Genomic DNA, 3147 nt, shown 5'->3' with positions numbered 1-3147 from the left:
CGGACTCTGCCGGCGCGGGGTGCTGGCTCCGGTGTTCTGCCAGCCCGGTTCCGATGGCCGCGCGCCACCGGTCCTGGCCGGGAATCACCAGATCGAGGACCTCGGCCGAGCCGCCCAGCCGGTCCAGATGGGCCTGCAGCTTCCGCACCGTGCCGCCCACAGAGAGCATCGACTCGAAGACGCCGTCACCGCGCGTGGCACCCTGGTCCGTGGCCAGCAGCTGCGGCTGCGCAGCATCAGCCAGCCGGCCGGCCGGAAGCTCCGGGTCCAGGAAAACAAGCACCACAGTGGCAGGAGAAGTCATGGCTCCAGCTTAGTCGGGCCCGCCGCCGATAAGATGGGGGTCATTGCCCCGGCCGGAATCCGTCCGCCGGGGTGCATACTGCGGGGGTAAATCGAGTGCTGTGGCCAGTTTCGCTGTTGGGTACGGCCCCGGGATGGGTTGTGGTGCTGCTCGGCCTGGCCGACCTGGTGATCAGGGTCCTGGCCGTTGGCATCATTCCCGGCAACAGGCGTCCCACCACCGCCATGGCGTGGCTGCTGGGCATCTTCTTTGTCCCGTTCGTTGGCCTGATCCTCTTCCTGCTCTTCGGCAACTTCAAGCTCTCCAGCCGCCGGCGGCAGCAGCAGGAGATCGTCAACACCCGGGTGCGTTCGGGCATCTCGGCGCTCGCCGACGTCGAAAGCGACTACCCCGGCCCGGAATGGGTGAAGTCCGCCGGTGAACTGAACCGCCGCCTGGGCTCACTGCCCATGGTGGACGGCAACTCCGTTGAACTCATCCCCGGCTATCCCGATTCGATCCTGGCCATGACCCAGGCTGTGCGGAAAGCCAAGAAGTTCGTCAACGCCGAGTTCTACATCATGAGCACGGACCACATCACCAACGATCTGCTGACCGCCCTCGAGGAGGCTGCCGAACGCGGCGTGGAAGTCCGGGTCCTCTTCGATCACATCGGCACCCTGCGGGTCGCGGGATACCGCAACTTCCTGAAGAGGCTCAAGGCAGGCAAAATGCAGTGGAGGCGGATGCTCCCGCTGTTGCCCACCCAGGGCCAGTGGCGCCGGCCGGACCTGCGCAACCACCGCAAGATCATGGTGATCGACGGCGAAATAGCCTTCACCGGCTCGCAGAACCTGATCGAGCCGTCGTACAACAACAAGCGGCACCGCAAAGCCGGCCGCGAATGGGTGGAGCTGATGGCTTGCATGCGCGGGCCGATCGTCACCACCCTGAACGTCGTCTTCGCCACCGACTGGCTCAGCGAAACCGACGAGTCCCTGGAATACCAGCTGCAGCTCCCCGCCAACCCGGAACCGGGCCACGTCACCGCCCAGGTGGTGCCCAGCGGCCCCGGGTTCATCACCGAAAACAACCTGCGCCTTTTCAACACCCTCATCTACTCTGCGCAGCACCGGATCTCCATCTGCAGTCCGTACTTCGTGCCGGACGATTCCCTGCTCTACGCCATCACCACGGCAGCCCAGCGCGGTGTGGACGTGGAACTGTTCGTCTCCGAAAAGGGTGATCAGTTCCTGGTCCACCACGCCCAGCGCTCCTACTACGAGGCACTGCTGGAGGCCGGCGTCCGGATCTACCTCTACCAGGCGCCGTTTGTGCTGCACGCCAAGCACTTCACCATCGACGACGAAGTGGCCGTCCTGGGCTCGAGCAACATGGACATGCGGTCCTTCTCGCTGAACATGGAGGTCTCGGTCATGCTCCTGGGAGCGGAGATTGTCAACAGCATGCGGGCAGTGGAAAACACTTACCGGGACATCTCCAGCGAGCTCCTGCTTAAGGAATGGGTGCGGCGCCCGCTGGCAGCCCGGTACGTGGACAACGTGGCGCGGCTGACGGCAACCGTCCAGTAGCAGCCCTGCTGCCGGTTATCAGCCGGCGGGGAACTCTGCGCCCAGCGTGGAGAGCACCCCGTAGGCCTTCACCCGGATTTCGTCGTATTCCTCCTCCGGCACGGAATCCGCGGTGATGGCGCCGCCGACGCCGAGGGCCAGTAACGCTGCCGGCTCGTCGCTGCCGTCTCCAGGCTCCGTGGTGGTCACCACGGTGCGGATGGCCACTGCCAGGTCCGTGGCGCCGTTCAGCGAAAAGTAGCCGATAGCGCCGGAATACAGTCCGCGCGGCCCGTCTTCCAACCGGTCAAGGATGGCCATGGTGCTGATCTTCGGGGCGCCGGTCATGGAACCGGCCGGGAAACACGCGGCCACCGCTTCTGCCCTTGGCGAGCCGGGCAACAGCTGCGCATCGATGGTGCTGACCATCTGGTGGACGGTGGCGTAGCTTTCGATCTCGCAGAGCCGGCTGACGGTGACGGTGCCGGGTTCGGCGAAGTGGCTGAGGTCGTTCCGCAGGAGGTCTACGATCATGATGTTCTCAGCACGGTCCTTCAGCGACGACGACAGCTCCTCACGCAGTTGCCTGTCACTCTCCGGATCAGCACCCCGGCGGCGGGTGCCCTTGATCGGTTCGGCGCGCATGCCGCCGTCGGACGTGATCTTCAGGAACCGCTCCGGTGACGTGCTGGCCACGGTGAGGGCGCCGAACCTGAGGTAGCTGGCGAACGGCGCCGGGTTTTTTTGCCGCAGCGCCAGATACACCGGCCACGGCGCGGCCTCGGCGGCAGGCACCCGGGCCGTCATGGTGGTGGTGAGGCAGACCTCGTACGAATTCCCCTCGTGGATTTCGTGCTGGGCCGCGGCGATCTTGGATTTGTAGGCGTCCTCGGTGTCGCGGCCGCTGAACGCAATGCCGCCGGGCACCACTGTGTGGAGGGGATCCGGAGCAGGGGCTGCCGCTGCGGCCACGGCGGTGCGGGCGGCTTCCAGCCACTCGTCGGCATCCGGGGCCTCCAAAGCGAGGAGCCAGGCCGTTCCTTCGGCATGGTCCAGGACGATTGCCCGGCCTGCGAAGATCAGTGCCGCATCCGGGGTGGGTGCGGTCACGTCCGTCCCCCCGGTTTCGCGCTTGAGCTCATAACCCAGGCAGCCCAGCCAGCCCAGGGTGAAATCTCCGGGGTAGCCGTCCGGGCTGCGGAGGGCCCTGCGTCCCCAGACGGTATCGAGCCAGCGAAAGAACGGGCCGCGCACGCGGGCGGTGGCTGAGCCGGCGGTCATCAGGCTTTCACC

At 66.2% G+C, this 3147-nt stretch carries 2 protein-coding genes and 1 pseudogene; 1 reads left to right on the top strand and 2 read right to left on the bottom strand.

Annotation, left to right across the window (positions count from 1 at the left end):
- A pseudogene (locus DBR22_RS24345) lies at positions 1-304 on the bottom strand (aminodeoxychorismate lyase); the annotation flags it as partial.
- A gap of 98 nt (positions 305-402) precedes the next feature.
- Here DBR22_RS24345 and cls point away from each other — a divergent pair.
- Entirely contained in the window at positions 403-1875 is a 1473-nt protein-coding gene (gene cls / locus DBR22_RS06730) for a cardiolipin synthase (protein ID WP_108598384.1), read from the top strand.
- 18 nt (positions 1876-1893) lie between these two features.
- Here the strand turns inward: cls and pabB are convergent.
- A partial coding sequence (gene pabB, locus DBR22_RS06725; RefSeq protein WP_108598367.1) for an aminodeoxychorismate synthase component I occupies positions 1894-3147 on the bottom strand: 1254 nt, incomplete at its 5' end.

The sequence above is a fragment of the Arthrobacter sp. HMWF013 genome (assembly GCF_003061105.1).
Taxonomy (GTDB): Bacteria; Actinomycetota; Actinomycetes; order Actinomycetales; family Micrococcaceae; genus Arthrobacter.
The sequence above is the reverse complement of the archived record's forward strand: the minus strand, read 5'-3'. Positions and strand labels throughout refer to the sequence as shown.